Raw genomic sequence first — 15,600 nt, forward strand, 5'->3', positions numbered from 1 at the left:
TTTTTGTTTTTTTAATTGTGTTAGTTAGCGGACTTTTTCTCGTCAGCGGAGTGAGTGAATCGGGTATAAATAATTTTTTGTTTACCACGATTACAGCTTCCGACAATTTTCCCACTACCGTAATCCATCTGATCACTCGCAACAACTTCAAGGCTGAAGTCCGTTTTTTTAATACCATTATTAATGATTTTTTGGGCAATCTGTTCTTTCAGACTTTCGCACGTTACTATACCTTGTGAACTTATACCTTGTGAACTCACTATATTTTGTGAGTTTTGGCTTTGTAGATCTTGCGAAGCTTGTGTGACAGAAGGTACAAAAGCAGCAATAAACATAGCCCCGGTTAGCAAGAGTTTTTTCACCTTATCTCCTTATCTTATTGAAGTCGGTGTGGCTTATTCGGGGTCAATAGAGCGACCTGTTTTGATATCCAGACAGCGTTTTGTGTTCGGTTCCCAATAAGCATTCAGGTTAGAGTTTTTCAAACAAGCATCACGATTGTCAACGTCAATTTCATGTTTATTAAAATCTTTTTCCCTACGTTTATTAACCTTATTACGTAGAGACCGTTGATCGTTCCATTCCTCCTTGCTCTGTCGAGCATCTTCTTTGGTCATTGAGTTTTCACCCCCACCATTGATAGTGATGCAATTACTTGATGTACAAGGATTGGAAAAAGCAGGTGTCTGCCAAAATAATGGCAAAAGGAGAGAAATCACAGGGATAATCTTGGCTATTAAGGAATGATGAATATTCATGTTTTAACCTCTTTCATAAAGTATTCATTGAGTGATACCCGAAATAAAATATATCAATATTAGAAATCTACGTTATATCGGGTATAAAATAACACCTATAGCACTAACGATTCATCAAAAGATGGAATATTAATTCCTGTGTACATTCATACCTGCAAATGTTTGGCAAACCGGCATCATTTCTAATGTATTGATATTGACGCGGGCAGGTAGATTCGCAACCCAAAATACAGCTTCTGCAACATCATCAGCGGTCAGGGCATCAGCACCTTCATAAGTTTTATTCACTTTTTCATTATCACCTTTAAAGCGAATCTGAGAAAACTCTGTCCCTCCAACCAGCCCTGGTTCAATATCCGTTACCCGAATATTTTTTCCTAGCAAATCAGCACGAAGCCCTAAACTAAACTGTTTTACAAATGCTTTTGTTGCCCCGTATACGTTACCACCCGCATATGGCCAACTTGCTGCTATTGAACCAATATTAATGATATGACCGTGATTGATTTCTACCATCTTAGGCAACAAGCTTCGGGTCATGTTCACCAAACCTTTTGTATTAGTATCAATCATGGTTTCCCAATCATCAGGGTTGGCCTGATATGCTGGCTCTAGCCCTAATGCAAGACCAGCATTGTTCACAAGAACATCAATATTACGTAAGTTATCGGGTAATTCCCGTATAGTTTGCTCGATTGCGGCTCGATCTCTTACATCTAGCTGGATAGGATAAATATTTTCACCTAATTCTTCTTTTAACTTATCCAGACGCTCTTTACGACGCCCTGTGACAATGACCATAGAGCCATGTTGAATAAATTTTCGTGTAATCGCTTCACCAAAACCAGCTGTCGCCCCTGTCACAAAAACAATCATAGTTGTCCTCTTTTTGTAGATAGATTAGAAGAACCATTTGGTAATTTAATAGGATTGCGGGGAAACTTCCAGGTAATAAAATAATCTGAAACAGCTTGTAGGTTGCCCGTACTCCATCTTTACGGGCTCATAATAAGTGTAAATGAAAATGGAGAACAAACTGATCAGCGGGGAGTTTTTACTCGTAAACGCCCTGCAAGTCGTAAGCCTGCCTGAAAATTTCTGCTCATCATAGTTAATTGCACAAGGCCTGTTGCCAGCTCCAAAGCCTGAGCTGTGTAGAACCAGGTGTCAAACATCCCTTCAGAGGCCCTTATATTCAGAAATATGGCTACTGGGATCATGATCAGTAGCCCGTTGATGCCAATGATCGGCATGCGTTTTTTCTTTTCGTCGATCAGGCGACCTTTCCTGTCTTTACTCAGCGAAAATCCAGAACCTCCTGTTATAGCCATCAGTATTGCAAGGCTTGCCAGCCCGTAAAATGCGATACAATGTTTGACTACCACTACTGCTGTGGTATCCAAAAATAGTTCCGAAATCACAGTGGATGTCCAGAATGTAGCAATAAGAAGCATGGCCAGTGTACCGGAAACACTATGGATGATTGTTGTACGCATGTTTCACCAATCGGGTATAAGGGAAGATTTTGGTACTGGGATATTTGATCCTGATACCGCCACAAATTAACTTTTATTATGACAATTAATTCATATTGACACTATAATGTCAATATGAATTAATGATGTCAAACTATTTTACAGGTTACAATATGAAAGAAATGAATAGAACTCCGGCTGGCGCAGCATTAAGTGCCTCGGCACTTAATTTATTCAGGGTGGCTAGCAGCTTGCTGACCGAGGGAAACCGGTTGGTAGCCAATATTGGCTTGACCAGCGCCCGCTGGCAGGTGTTGGGAACAATTGTGTCCGCTGAAAATCCTCAGCCTGTCGCATGGCTGGCCAGAGATATGGGCATGAACCGACAGAATGTGCAGCGCCTCATCAATGAGTTGGAAAAAGAAGGGTTAGTGGAGTTTGTACAAAATCCTCATCACAAGCGGGCATATCTGGTTGTATTGACGGAAAATGGTCGTAAGGCTTTCAGTCATGCCATGGCGCTGGAAGCGCCATGGATGAATCGACTGGCAGAAGGGATATCACTGGAAGATATCCATACCATGAACCATGTTTTGAAAATACTCCGCAGCAGGCTAAATGAAGAAGTTACAGAAGAATAATTCCGGGAGACTAAAATCATAACCAAACATGGCAGGCGAGAACATCGCCTGCATTATCACCAATCTACCTGTTTTTCACTGATGATATGGAAATCCTCGATCTTACTCACAGATTTGCATATTTTTCTTGATGGAAATGCTGAAAGTTGCATGTATGTATCTAAATCATCTTGATTTTTACATTTTTGCTACAAATTTGACGATAACACAACCATTAAATATATTAAATCATAGGTTATATTTTATCTTCAGTCCACCAGGAGGTAGCAATGCCGATACCAACTCTCAAGCATTTTATTAATGGTCAGTATATCGAATCTAAAGGTTCCGAATATTTTGATCTGGTAAGTCCGGTCACTGGTAAATCTTACGCGCGTTCTCCTAACGCGAGCGCGGCGGATGTTGATGATGCTTATGCATCGGCTAAAGCGGCATTCAAAATATGGGGACGCAGCACACCTTCAGAACGCCAGCAAGCGTTGCTAGCACTGGCTGATGCGGTAGAAAAAAACGCTGAACGTCTGATTGAGGTGCAAAGCCGCAATACAGGGCAGGTCAAGCACCTGATTGCCTCTGAGGAGGTTGCGACGTCGGTGGATCATATCCGCTTTTTCGCTGGTGCAGCTCGCTTTTTGGAAGGCAAGGCTACTGCTGAATATCTTTCCGGTATGACCACCAGCATCCGGCGTGAACCGCTGGGCGTGGTGGGGCAGGTCACCCCATGGAATTATCCGTTGATGATGGCGGTGTGGAAGATAGCACCTGCTCTGGCAGCGGGTAATGCTGTGGTGCTTAAACCGAGCGACACTACACCGGAGAGTACTCTGTTACTGGCTGAATTGTCCGCTCCGCTCTTTCCTGCCGGCACTTTCAACGTGGTGTTGGGTAATGCCAGCGCGGGTGCTCTGGTAGTTTCACACAAAATGCCGGCTATGGTTTCCATCACTGGTTCCGTGCGTGCAGGTTTGCAGGTTGCCTCTTCAGCGGCGGCTAATCTCACCAGAGCGCATCTGGAGTTGGGAGGCAAAGCACCGGTGGTTGTTTTTGCCGATGCGGATATAGAGAAAGCGGTCAAAACCATTGCTACCGCTGGGTACTTCAACGCCGGTCAGGATTGCACAGCAGCTTCACGTGTGCTGGTGCATGAATCTGTTTACGATATCTTCATTACCAAACTGGTATCAGCAGCTAAGGCCATCCGTTTTGGTGATCCAGAAGATAAAGAGGCGTTGTATGGGCCGCTTAATAATATTCGTCAGTTGGAGCAGGTTAAAGGGTTTATTGCGCGTCTGCCCGCTCATGCCCGTATCGAAACAGGAGGCCGTCAGGCCGATCGTTCGGGATATTACTTTGAACCTACGGTGATTACCGGTCTGGAGCAGCACGATGAAATGATTCAGACCGAGATTTTTGGCCCTGTTATCACAGTACAGAAGTTCCTAACCGAACAGGATGCCATAGAGAAAGCTAACGATGTCAAATATGGGCTGGCCTCCAGTGTCTGGACCCGCGACCATGGTCGTGCGTTGCGCTTGTCGCGTGAGCTTGATTTTGGAACGGTCTGGATTAACACACATATTCCTCTTACGGCAGAAGCACCGCATGGTGGCTTTAAAAACTCTGGATACGGTAAAGATCTGTCGGTTTATAGTTTCGATGAATATACGCGTATTAAACACGTGATGAGTTCCAACGACTGATACAGGACATCCATAATGAATCAAAATAGATCTCCGCGCGACTTGGTGTCGCACGCGCACCACGAGTTGTTTACTGGCCGTGATGTGGAAGCGCTTGAGCGTTATTTTGCGCCGAATTTCATTGAGCATTCGCCGTTGGTCAAAGATGGTCTTACCGGATTGCGTGAGCTGGTTCAGGCACATCCTGAACTGCACCATGAAACTTATCGTGTACTACAGGATGGTGATCTGGTTGCTATCCACGGCCGTTTTACGGGGTTAGACGATCAGCCGTTGGTCGGCTTTGATCTGTACCGGGTTGCCGATGGTTTAATTGTGGAGCATTGGGACGGCTTAGTGCCACAGTCCGCGCCCAATGCTAGTGGCCGAACTCAGTTAGATGGCCCGACTGAAACGGGCCATAGCCATGACAGGGAGAAAAACCGTGAACTGGTGGTTAACTTTTTCACGCGTACCCTGATCGAAGGGCACTATGATGAGTTTTGGAACTACACCAATGGTGAAAAGTTCCGCCAGCACAGCCCCGATATTCCCGATGGTACGGCTGCGGTCATTGCGTTTCTTAAGCAACTCAAAGATGAAGGGAGAGGCCTGCATTATGCAAAAATCCACCGCACAGTAGCTGACGGGCAGTTTGTTCTGACCCATTCGGAAGGAAGTATTGTTGAAGCACGTCACAGTTACTTTGAGCTATGGCGTGTTGAGAACGGCCAAGTGGCTGAACTTTGGGATGCTATAACCCCAGTACCAGAGGATACGCAGGCGTTGCATCGCTACGGTATTTTTTAGCGTTGCTTGCAGACATGCTGAAATCCCGTGTTATTTCGATCAGGAATTAGAGAATGACAGCATATTCCATCGTCTATGCACCGCTTGATCAGGCTACCCGGACCGAACAGGTTGTGATGCGTTTAAGCAACGCGATCATCTCCGGGATATTACAGACCGATGAGCAGTTGCCTAATGAAAACGAACTGTCGCGGTTATTAGGTGTGTCACCGGTCACAGTTCGTGACGCCCTGAACACACTACGTGCCAGACAGTTGATTGAGACTCGGCGCGGGCGTCATGGTGGTAGTTTTGTGTGCCAAGTTTCCGTTGAGATAATGCGGAAATATCACCCGTTGCGGCTGATAGCTTCAGGTGAACTGGCGGATTTCAGCGAGTTTCACTGTGCTGTGATCGGCCACAGCGCCAGGCTTGCGGCTCAACGTTCAACGCCGGATGAACTGAGAAAGCTTGAGCAGCTGGTCGACAGCTTTGCCGCCGCGACGCAACCGGACGCCCGTATACAAGCAGATATGCGTTGTCTGTTAACCCTGGCATCCCAGGCACAGTCAGCCAGGCTTGCCAATCAGGAGCTAGAGATTCAGGCCGAATGGGTCCCTTTGATGGAGCTTCTGTACCGAGAAGCTGCCGTTCACAGTGAAGTTGTTGCCGCCTGGCGTACACTCTTGGCGGCTTTGTATAAGGGGGATGACTTCGCTTGTTACCAGCTGGCACAAGAGATGATTACCCGAATTACCGACCACCTGCTTGAATGCAAATTTCGTATGGATACTGATGCGTTGTTCTTGTAGAGATCTGATCGCGAGTAAGGCGGCTGCATTCATCCCAGGAAAGAGGGAGGCATATGTACAACGACATACACGTAGAGCGGGCCAGGAGCATCCTGGACGATATCCTGGTCGCGGCGCAGCAGGCCACCGCAGCTTTAGCGGATAAGACAGCGCGTATTTTATTAAAATTGCCGTTATATCATACCGAAGGCATCCGATTAGCGCAGGAGCAGCGCGGCGCATTACAAAAACATATCCACGAAGTATTGCGTAACAACACTTGGTGTAACGGGGCAGGGTTTGCCAGCTATGCGGTAACGGAGGTAATTGGGGAAGAGAAAGGGTACTGGACGCTGGAGTGGTGGCGTCAGGAAGGGAATACCATTCAATATGCGCAATTGGAACACAATCAGGAGCAGCGTAGGCGTCTGGATTTCCGATTATTTGAATGGTTCCGTCAGCCGGCCAGTCGCCATCTTCCCGTCATTGACGGCCCCTATGTGGATTATGTCTGCAATGGTGCCTACACGATTACGATAGCCCATCCAGTACTTATCGGTGAGGAGTTTGTCGGTGTTGCAGCGGTGGATATGCTGGTGTCAACACTGGACCGGTTACTTCTGCCGGTTTTGGGCGCTATCGGTAAGCCAGCATTGATTATTAATAATGATGCGCGTGTCGTGACTTCGACAGTGCCGGGAGTGCGTGCAGGTTCACTATTGAAAAGCCAAGGTGTTAACCGATCGGCCGAGGGTGAAGTACCTTCACTGCGTTTGGTGATCTTGCCGTCATCACACACTAAATCACACAAGGCGTTTGTTTGCTGAAGCCTGGCTGGTCATGCGGTACGTCAGAAGGCATTGCGTGGTCTGATGATGTTTTTGACATTAGGGGGAACTTGCTGGTTCACAAGAGAGGACAATTATGCACTGGTATTTAACTGTCTTAAAGAATTATGCTTGTTTCAGTGGGCGAGCCCGGCGTAAGGAGTTTTGGTATTTCATTCTGTTTCAGAGCTTGGCTTTTCTCATCATTTCTTTCCTGGAAAGGTTGTTTGCTGTTGCCAATCCCGAAATTTATATGGGGTGGTTCAGCGCTATCTATCTGCTGCTCACATTTTTGCCAGCGCTGGCGGTAAATGCCCGTCGCCTGCACGATATTAACTGTAGCGCTTGGTGGTTACTGTTACATCTTATCCCGTTTGTCGGCACTAGTATCCTACTGGCTCTCGCGGCTCTAAGAGGGCAGGCTGGCAGCAATAAATACAATTCAGAGAACCGAATTCACTCACAGAAAAATATCCCAGGTCGGGCTAACGGGTGATTCCAGGCCACTAAAAGGGTGCTGAAATGGCAATGAATAGAAGAAATTTTATCTCTACTGTCGCGACGCTCACAGGGGTGGGAGTGCTTTCATCTATACTCCCAACAACATCTCTGCTCGCCCAGACCTTAACTGCGGTCGATGTTCCGTCCGCCAATATTGACCGATTCCGTCCGACGCTGTTGCAGGATGCACAATACAGAACCAGCCGGTTGGGGTTGGATCCGCGTATCTGGAACTGGCATAGAAATGTAGTGGCCAAGGCCATGCCAGCCAACTACTATGAATCCGCTCTGGCTGATTGGCCGGCTTTTGGTGGCTTTTCTAAAGACCAGAGTTGTGAGGTTGTAGTGATTGGCGGCGGATTGCTGGGGGCTTCCACAGCGCTGCATCTTGCTGAAGCGGGAGTGGATGTGATTCTGGTCGAAAAGGATAACATCGGTTCGGGAGCTTCTGGCCGTAATGGGGGGCAGATGACCCCCGGTATTGCCCGTTGGGGAGCTGAAACCATACTGGAGAGATTCTCACCCGATGAAGCCAAACGTTTATGGCGTTTTGCATCAGTTGAAGCAATGGATCTTGTGGATGAACTCTGTGAGCGTTACGGTTTTGAATGCGACCGCAAATACGGTCATATTACAGCAGCGATACACCCAGGTCATATGGGGTCATTGGTGGCTAATGCCGATGCTCGGGGTCAGTTGGGAGATACGGCGGCGAAGGTTATTGGGCCACACGAATTGCAGGAAGAGTATGTACGTTCGGGTATCTATCATGGTGCCAATATCGACAGTATCGGTGGACAGGTTCAGCCTCTGGCGCTACTGCGAGGCCTGGTTTATGGCTTTGCCAGACTGGCGGGACGAGTTTATGACAGTACGAAAGTGAAGAGCATCAGGCAGGATGCCAACCGTACAGTTATAGAAACTGAGCGGGGAGTTATCAGGGCAAGTAAAGCCGTGGTACTGGGAGTGCATGGCTCCAGCGATGAGTTTATCTCCGGCCCTTCCACTACAGTGCCTTTTTTCACCTATATAGCGGTAACTCCACCTTTGTCAATGGATATCAAAAAGTTGATCCCGTCAGATCTGCCTGTCTACGATACACAGTTACAGATAGACTATTATCGCGCGGTGCGTGGCAACCGATTGTTGTTTGGGGGGCAGGGCACTGGAAACTCCTGGTCACCGCGTGATGTGAACAATTATTTACTAGATCGTATCAAGACCGTGTTCCCGTATCTGGAAAATCCCGAACTGGAATATTCCTGGGGCGGGATCAGCGATTTGACCCTGAATGGTGCTACCGATGCCCGCAAAAGTGGTGACAGCATCCCTGTGTATATGGTGCATGGTTGGAGTGGTCATGGAGTAGCGCAGACGGTGCGCATTGGCAAAGCTATCAGCGACGATATCGCCGGACGTAACCACGATTTTGCCATGCTTACCCGTATCGACCACTTGAGTATCCCGCTGGGTTCCTACTTCTCTCCGATGGTTATTCCATTGATTAAAGGTGCTCTGGGAGCGAGAAGCATGTTTAATCCGGCAGAGATGGTTTCGTTCTGAGTGGCTGGCTTCTATTAGCCGATAGGCCGCTATTAAGAACGCAAGGAAATACGATATTCTTGCGTTCATTAGCTGAATCATCTTTGAATTAGGTGGCCTTGTTAAACAATATTCAGCATTCTATTCAATGCCAACAACGCATAGCGGGTGATACATGGATCCACACGAATGACGCCGACGGGATTATCCTGTTCAATACGTTCCAATGCCCAAAGCAAGTGCGGCATGTCAATTCGGTTCATCGTAAGGCAAGGGCACATATCTGGGTTGAGTGATACAATGTGTTTATCCGGATGTTGGCGAATTAAACGATTCACTAGGTTCATTTCCGTACCAATCGCCCATTTGCTGCCCGATGGCGAGCTTGCGATTGTATCGATAATATATTTGGTTGAGCCCGCCAGGTCAGAGGCAGCTACTACATCGCGGCTACACTCTGGATGCACAATGATTCGAAAGTTAGTATCACGCACATGGATGTCACGAATATTCTGCACAGTGAACTTTTCATGCACTGAGCAATGGCCTTTCCAAAGGATAATTTTGATTTCGTCCGGCGTACGCTGGGTCAGGAGTGCTTCTTGCTCAGGGTCCCACACCGCCATGTCCGTCAACGGTATGCCTAAATCGAATGCAGTATTACGGCCGAGATGCTGATCGGGGAGAAAAAGCACTCTGGCTTTTTTCGACAGCGCCCATGCCAGTACTTTTTTTGCATTGGACGACGTTACCGTAGCACCTTCGTGCTGGCCAACGAATGCCTTAATGTCAGCAGTCGAGTTAACGTAAGTCAGTGGGATAATATTATCGCCAAACTGCGATACCAAGCTATTCCAGGCTCGGTGCATTTGGGTAAGATTAGCCATGTCTGCCATTGAACATCCGGCGCGCATGTCGGGTAACACGACCATTTGTCTGTCGTGCGTGAGCATGTCGGTAGTTTCCGCCATGAAGTGAACACCACAAAAAACAATATATTTTGCTTTCTGATTACCGGCAGCAACCTGTGCCAGTTGTAGCGAGTCCCCGGTGGTATCAGCGAATCTGATCACCTCATCTTTTTGATAATGGTGGCCGGGAATAAACAGATCAGTTCCGTATGCCCGTTTGATTTCTCCGATACGGCGACTCATTTCCTGTTCGGTGCGCTGTTTGTAATATTCCGGCATAGTAACGTTGCCGGGACGAATGATGTCAAGCAGAGCCATGATGGCTGGCCTCCTGATGCGTGATCGCCATATCTAAACCAATGTCCAGTGCTGGCGCGGAGTGGGTGATAAAACCAAGAGAAATGTAATTGACGCCCGTATGGCGATAGTACGGCAGAGTGTCGAGGGTTATGCCACCAGAAGCTTCGGTGATAATGTGTTCGGGGGTGATAGAGTTATAGCGCATAACCTGTTCGGGCGTGCAATTATCAAACATGATGACATCTGCACCCGCAGCGATAGCATCTTCAAGCTGTTCTTCGGTTTCTATTTCCACTTCTATTTTCACCATGTGCCCGACGTAGACGCGCGCTTTAGCCACCGCGTCACGAATAGAGCCGCAAACAGCGATATGATTATCTTTAACCATCACCCCATCGTCCAGACCAAAGCGGTGGTTTTTACCTCCACCCATCCTTACTGCATATTTTTCCAACATGCGTAGCCCTGGTGTTGTTTTGCGAGTATCACACAGGTATATGGATGGATCGTCGAGCATCTTTATAGCGCGATGCGTGAGTGTGGCGATACCAGACATACGTTGCAGCAGATTGAGTAAGACTCGCTCCCCTTTGAGAATATCGCGTACTGCCCCCTTAATTTCAGCTAAAATCGTGCCCTGGGTCATCCACTCGCCGTCTTTAACATGCAGAGTCACGCTGATAGTGTTATTTAGCAATTTATAGCCGACGGTCAGCAGTTGTCCACCTGCGAACACGCCATCCTGACGTGATACGAGCTGTGCCGTACCCATTTGCGTGTCGAAAATAGCATTAGCCGACAGGTCGCCGTAGCCGATATCCTCTTCCAGAAAACGCGTGAGCATGGAGTTAAGCTGCAAGATTTCCATTAATTGCCGATCCTTTGGTTATAAATGATTGAAGTATACCCTTGACAGTGAACTATCTGTTTGCCACGCCATTGGAAGTCGTCGCGGGCAGGGTAGTCAGTGCGGAAATGTCCACCACGACTTTCAGTTCTCAGTAGCGCAGATTGAGCCATCAATTTCACCAGAGCCCAAGAGTTGGCTAGCTCCGCATCATGTATGCTGATATTACTTAATGTGATGTTCCGGTAAGGAATGGAGGAGAGTTCATCAATAAGCACGCTTAACGATCCATGATCTCTGACAATGGATAGATGGGCAGAAACCCACTGCTGTAACTGCTGCATTGTGATGCACGGAACAGCGAGTTGCTTCTCTTTTTCCTCCTTTAACGGCGTGTACCGTATCGGCTGTTGTTCAGCAATGTGTCGTGCCGCACGTTGACCGTATACCAGCCCTTCAAGCAGTGAGTTACTCGCCAGTCGATTGGCACCGTGAAAGCCGGTACAGGCGACTTCTCCAATTGCATATAGCCCTTTAACGTTAGTTTGTCCGTTATCATCGACCACTACACCACCCATCAGGAAGTGCATGCCGGGCGATACAGGGATCCGCCCTGAGGCTATCTCTATGCCCGCTTCCTGGCACAGTTTACTAATGGTAGGGAAACGTTTGACAAAGTTGGGAACAGCATGAATATTCAAATAAACGCGGTGTCCTTGCTGCTGTTCGTTATAAATAATGCGAGATAGTATGTCTCGTGCTGCAAGATCTTTTTGCGGATGACGGCCTTCCATAATTCGTCGGCCATTTTCATCTTCGAGCACCGCGCCTTCGCCTCTTACTGCTTCCGAAATCAACCCTAATGCTTCACCATCTTTAACCAATAGTGTCGGGTGAAACTGAGTGAATTCCAGGTCGGTCAGGGCTGCACCTGCACGGTAAGCCATCATCAGACCGCCACCTGTAATGGCCTTATCATTGCTGGTCGTCGAATATAGATGGCCGCATCCCCCCGTCGCCAGTACAATGGCGTCCGCGTAGAGAGAGGCTAGTTCACCCTGACTAGTTTTAAATCGTACACCTGCGCATCTGTCGGCCTGATGGATAATATCCAGAACTTTTGTGTGTTCGCATATGCGAATATGTTTACCCAAGCGGTCGCTTAGGAATTTGACAAGGATCCTGCCGGTCTGATCGCCGCCGGCATGAAAAATACGTTTTGAGGTGTGTGCGCCTTCCCGTCCGAGCGCTGGCTCGCCAGTAATTGTTTTGTCAAATGGACACTCCGCTGCCAGCAATTGAATAATGATCTCTTTGCCAGTGCGAATAATATCCTTAACCCGGTAGGCATCGTTGTGATCGCTACCGACAGCCAGCGTATCTCCGACATGTTGTTCAATAGAGTCATCTGGTAGCCAGGAGGAAGCAATTCCTCCCTGTGCCAGTGTCGAGTTGCTGTTGCCAACGGTGTGTTTGGTCATGACTATGACTTCGCAGTCTGTAGGCATATACGAGGCACAAGCCAGTGCGGCTATCCCCGAGCCAATGACAACGATACGTTTAGTTGACACTGTGTTACTCCTGTCTTTACATATGTCTTGACACATAAGATTACATAACCTTAGAATCTTGACAAGGGAATTTTTACCTGCACTAAGGGGGGCTTACTGTTGTGATTTATTTGGATTATGCGTCATCAGCACCCGTGTCGCACCAGGCGCTTGATACCTTTCAGAAACTTAGTCAGTGTTGCTATGGTAACGCCAGCAGCTTGCATGATGCCGGCGAACAAGCGTCAGTGGTATTATCCTACTGTCGCCGTCAGCTAGCTCGCTTTTTAGGGGGAGATCCGTCAGGTGTTTATTTTACCAGTTGCGGTACTGAGGCGAATCTGCTCGGGATACAGTCTCTGGCCAGAGCTCTTCCAAGTGGTAAACGACATATAGTGACAACGAAAATGGAACACCCTTCAGTGCACTATGCAATGCAGGCTCTGGAAGAGGCAGGCTTTATTGTCACAGTATTAACTCCAGATACGCGCGGTATAGTGACGGAAGCGATTCTGGCACAGGCGCTACGCCCTGATACTGGACTGATTTCTATCCAGCATGCGAATTCAGAAACTGGCATTGTTCAACCTATCGCCCAATTAGCACAGCTGACCAAGGGACAGAATATCCTGTTTCATACAGATGCAGTGCAAACGTTCGGTAAGATCCCTGTATTACAGGATGAACTAGGCGTGGATGCGATTTCGATATCCAGCCATAAAGTCTATGCTCCCAAAGGTGCCGGGGCAGTCTATATTCGTCCCGGCATCCCATGGCGTCCTTTGTATCCGACGGTGACACATGAAAATGGTTTTCGTCCGGGCACCGTCAATGTGCCACTGATCGGTGCGTTTATTACCGCATGTGAAGAAACGATGGAGCGCCGCGAACAAGATGAGCAATGGTGCCGCATGTTGAGAAACAGGCTGATACGAGGTTTGCGGGAAAACACTCTACCAGTGAGCTATTTCAGCGATAGGGAACACGAACTATTACCTGGTATTTTCGGTTGTTTTTACTCAGGTGTTGAAGGCCAGTATGCTATGCTATCTTGTAATCGTCGTGGGGTGTGTATCGCAACGGGCAGCGCGTGTACCGCGGGGCAGCAGGCTCCCTCGGGTGCTTTAACCGCATTGGGACTGTCAAACCGCGATGCTTTACAATTCATTCGTATCTCATTTGGACGTTATACCTCTGAAGAAGATATTGATGTCTTACTACAGGCGCTGGTCGCTCTGCGCCATGAAATTCAACAGGAGCCGGTATTTGGACGCTGAAAAAAAACTCGTGGGAGAAACAAGACGGGCCAGTCTTATCGAATGGTTACAACAGGAAGGTGGACCGTTAACAGGAAGCTATCTGGCCAAAAAAGCAGCGGTATCACGGCAAGTGATCGTGCAGGATATATCGTTGTTAAAAGCCCGGGGTGAGCCGATTACAGCTACTATTCAAGGTTACCTATATGTACCGTACTCAGCCACTCGACAAAAGGAAATTGAAATTATTGTCGCCTGCAAACATGCTCCCGAGCAAGCCGAAGAGGAACTACTATTAATTGTCGATTGCGGCGTTACGATTAAAAACGTCATCATTGAGCACATAGTGTATGGTGAGTTAACCGCTGAACTGCGCCTCAGCACACGTAAAGACGTCGCAACTTTCCTAGAAAGAATTAATGAGACTGGCGCATCTTATCTATCTGAACTGACGGAAGGCGTGCACTTACATATGCTATGTGCTACGGAGCGCCAGCGCCTCGAAAATGCGGTTGCGGCGCTTGATGCAGCAGGAATACTTATTAAAGATTGATAGCTCCTTGCTGGCTAACAGATCTAATGACCCGCCTTTTTGAGCGCAAAATCTAGACAATATAATTATTAGAGTATGCACATAATAAAAGATGGACGCCATAGGGGTATCCATCTTATCAGTTCGAGTTAAAAGCAGGTACATTTGTTGAAATGGTGTAGAGGGAGATGAAAATGCCTATAGAACAAATGAATGATACATCACAAGATATGCAGTTATTTACTTTTAGTCATGAACCTGTTGTGGGTGGAAAAGCACTATTAATATAAAGAAGGACGATGAGTCTATTATTATAGTCGGTTCTTGGGATAAACATGGACGATACAGTTTTTTTATAAAACCGAAGATCGAATTATTGGTTCGGGATTTGATCAACTCTCTGATAGCCTTGGTTTTGACGAACAAGAAACTCTCCATGATGTCAATATAGGTGATACAGTTAAGGTCACATACCTTGGATCAAATAGACCACAAAAATATAAGTGTAATGCTAGAATTGAAAAAGGGAAAAAATACTATGATAATATAAATATCAATATTGAAGTGATAAGATAAAAATATATTTATTAATATTATTAAAATATGATTATATTAATTCTTATACCTCAAATGACCATCTTATGTTTATTAATATGTGTTAGTTGAGATATTGTCTCATTAATATGTGCTGAATAAGCTTTCATTAGTGATACACCCATTTTTCTCATTCTGGGTTGTTGCTGTGACGAAAACGACTTCATAACCACTTCCACACACTTAAGTCACTGCCACATAAATTGACAACAATGTTTGTTAAATTAACACTACTTTTATCATTCTATTCTTCCAATAAAAAAAGAAATCGTTTTTCTATAACACATCGTATTAAATAATGAATATGGCATGATAGAAATAAAACCTTGACAAAATTCCATAGTGAATTTTAACTCACTAAACAGAAAAATATTTCTAATTTTATTTGTTATATTTAAAGAATGAATTTCTCATATCGACATTGATATGGAAGGTATGGGATTTTAAGTTACTATTTGTCTGTGTGTTATTTATTCAATTGAACCGCAAGCTAAATGATTAAAATAAAAATTTAGCAAAAGCACTAATTTTACTCCGCTATTTAAAATAATACTTCGTTTAACTTTTTTAATATCAGATAAGGCGAAGGATTTGTTCAAAGATAGGG

General features: G+C 46.4%; 16 protein-coding genes. 9 read left to right on the top strand and 7 right to left on the bottom strand.

The annotated features are described in order from the left end of the window. Positions 1–20 precede the first annotated feature (20 nt). The 4 genes from Xbud_RS06470 to Xbud_RS06485 form a co-directional block, all read right to left on the bottom strand. On the bottom strand, positions 21–362 hold the full coding sequence (locus Xbud_RS06470) for a DUF1161 domain-containing protein (protein WP_244589865.1): 342 nt from the start codon (positions 360–362) through the stop codon (positions 21–23). 33 nt (positions 363–395) lie between these two features. Beyond that, a complete protein-coding gene (locus Xbud_RS06475; protein WP_099135290.1) occupies positions 396–758 on the bottom strand; it encodes a DUF1283 family protein in 363 nt (120 codons plus the stop codon). A 129-nt stretch (positions 759–887) separates the two neighbouring features. Further along, entirely contained in the window at positions 888–1,634 is a 747-nt protein-coding gene (ydfG, locus tag Xbud_RS06480; RefSeq protein WP_099135291.1) for a bifunctional NADP-dependent 3-hydroxy acid dehydrogenase/3-hydroxypropionate dehydrogenase YdfG, read from the bottom strand. Between the two features lie 164 nt (positions 1,635–1,798). Beyond that, positions 1,799–2,254, bottom strand: a complete 456-nt coding sequence (locus Xbud_RS06485; RefSeq protein ID WP_099135292.1) for a hypothetical protein — start codon at positions 2,252–2,254, stop codon at positions 1,799–1,801. Positions 2,255–2,406: 152 nt separating this feature from the next. Here Xbud_RS06485 and Xbud_RS06490 point away from each other — a divergent pair, with 152 nt between their 5' ends. The 7 genes from Xbud_RS06490 to Xbud_RS06520 all read left to right on the top strand — a co-directional run bounded on the left by Xbud_RS06490 (position 2,407) and on the right by Xbud_RS06520 (position 9,024). Continuing rightward, on the top strand, positions 2,407–2,874 hold the full coding sequence (locus tag Xbud_RS06490) for a MarR family winged helix-turn-helix transcriptional regulator (protein ID WP_099135293.1): 468 nt from the start codon (positions 2,407–2,409) through the stop codon (positions 2,872–2,874). A gap of 269 nt (positions 2,875–3,143) precedes the next feature. Next, a complete protein-coding gene (locus Xbud_RS06495; RefSeq protein WP_099135294.1) occupies positions 3,144–4,574 on the top strand; it encodes a gamma-aminobutyraldehyde dehydrogenase in 1,431 nt (476 codons plus the stop codon). 15 nt (positions 4,575–4,589) lie between these two features. Beyond that, positions 4,590–5,363: a nuclear transport factor 2 family protein gene (locus Xbud_RS06500; RefSeq protein WP_099135295.1), complete on the top strand. Its 774-nt coding sequence runs from the start codon at positions 4,590–4,592 to the stop codon at positions 5,361–5,363. Between the two features lie 53 nt (positions 5,364–5,416). Then, positions 5,417–6,154, top strand: coding sequence for a FadR/GntR family transcriptional regulator (locus Xbud_RS06505; RefSeq protein ID WP_099135296.1), 738 nt, complete (start codon positions 5,417–5,419; stop codon positions 6,152–6,154). Positions 6,155–6,207: 53 nt separating this feature from the next. Beyond that, entirely contained in the window at positions 6,208–6,960 is a 753-nt protein-coding gene (locus Xbud_RS06510; protein ID WP_099135297.1) for a cache domain-containing protein, read from the top strand. A gap of 97 nt (positions 6,961–7,057) precedes the next feature. Next, positions 7,058–7,456 carry a DUF805 domain-containing protein gene (locus Xbud_RS06515; RefSeq protein WP_099135298.1) on the top strand — a complete coding sequence of 133 codons (399 nt, stop codon included), beginning with the start codon at positions 7,058–7,060 and terminating at the stop codon, positions 7,454–7,456. Between the two features lie 26 nt (positions 7,457–7,482). Next, positions 7,483–9,024: an NAD(P)/FAD-dependent oxidoreductase gene (locus Xbud_RS06520; protein ID WP_099135299.1), complete on the top strand. Its 1,542-nt coding sequence runs from the start codon at positions 7,483–7,485 to the stop codon at positions 9,022–9,024. A gap of 101 nt (positions 9,025–9,125) precedes the next feature. Here Xbud_RS06520 and nadA read toward each other — a convergent pair whose 3' ends face one another. From nadA to nadB, 3 genes are read right to left on the bottom strand one after another with little or no spacing between them, the layout of a single operon-like run. Further along, positions 9,126–10,232 (bottom strand): quinolinate synthase NadA, encoded by a 1,107-nt coding sequence (nadA, locus tag Xbud_RS06525; RefSeq protein WP_099135300.1) that lies wholly within the window; start codon positions 10,230–10,232, stop codon positions 9,126–9,128. After that, on the bottom strand, positions 10,219–11,082 hold the full coding sequence (nadC, locus tag Xbud_RS06530) for a carboxylating nicotinate-nucleotide diphosphorylase (protein WP_099135301.1): 864 nt from the start codon (positions 11,080–11,082) through the stop codon (positions 10,219–10,221). Before nadC ends, nadA begins: the two co-directional genes overlap by 14 nt. Continuing rightward, positions 11,082–12,632, bottom strand: a complete 1,551-nt coding sequence (gene nadB / locus Xbud_RS06535) for an L-aspartate oxidase (RefSeq protein ID WP_211283498.1) — start codon at positions 12,630–12,632, stop codon at positions 11,082–11,084. Before nadB ends, nadC begins: the two co-directional genes overlap by 1 nt. 101 nt (positions 12,633–12,733) lie before the next feature. Here nadB and Xbud_RS06540 point away from each other — a divergent pair, with 101 nt between their 5' ends. Next, on the top strand, positions 12,734–13,888 hold the full coding sequence (locus Xbud_RS06540; protein ID WP_099135303.1) for an IscS subfamily cysteine desulfurase: 1,155 nt from the start codon (positions 12,734–12,736) through the stop codon (positions 13,886–13,888). Beyond that, positions 13,878–14,420: a transcription repressor NadR gene (locus tag Xbud_RS06545; RefSeq protein ID WP_209026520.1), complete on the top strand. Its 543-nt coding sequence runs from the start codon at positions 13,878–13,880 to the stop codon at positions 14,418–14,420. The genes Xbud_RS06540 and Xbud_RS06545 overlap by 11 nt, the downstream gene beginning before the upstream one ends. Positions 14,421–15,600 lie beyond the last annotated feature (1,180 nt).

The organism is Xenorhabdus budapestensis (assembly GCF_002632465.1).
Lineage (GTDB): Bacteria > Pseudomonadota > Gammaproteobacteria > Enterobacterales > Enterobacteriaceae > Xenorhabdus > Xenorhabdus budapestensis.